We start from the raw sequence: 335 nt of genomic DNA on the forward strand, positions 1-335 counted from the left end.
TGTTCGAACTCCCAGGCAGGGCGGCGTTTACACTTAGCTTTTGCCAGTGGAAGCCCGGCCAGAGAAATCGATTCTGGGTAAAGAAGTTCAGCGGGTTCAAGGCGTTGCATTTCTGCTGCAAGCTGCTCGGCTGAGTGCGCTTTGGTTAACCAAAAGCGCCCACTGCTAAGCTCAAGACTGGAAATGGCATACTCGCCTTCTGGTTCTTTCGGATCCAGAGGGCAAATAGCGACTAAAAGGTTTTGCTGCTTCTCAGTTAATAGTGATTCATCGGTGACAGTTCCGGGAGTGACAATGCGGACTACCTTTCTTTCAACCGGGCCTTTACTGGTCGC

The 335-nt window shown here is 51.3% G+C and carries 1 pseudogene; it reads right to left on the reverse strand.

The window, feature by feature from the left end:
- Window positions 1–335, reverse strand: a pseudogene (locus tag B3180_RS00315) (DNA mismatch repair protein MutS); the annotation flags it as partial.

The organism is Idiomarina sp. UBA4206 (assembly GCF_002383015.1).
Lineage (GTDB): Bacteria > Pseudomonadota > Gammaproteobacteria > Enterobacterales > Alteromonadaceae > Idiomarina > Idiomarina abyssalis.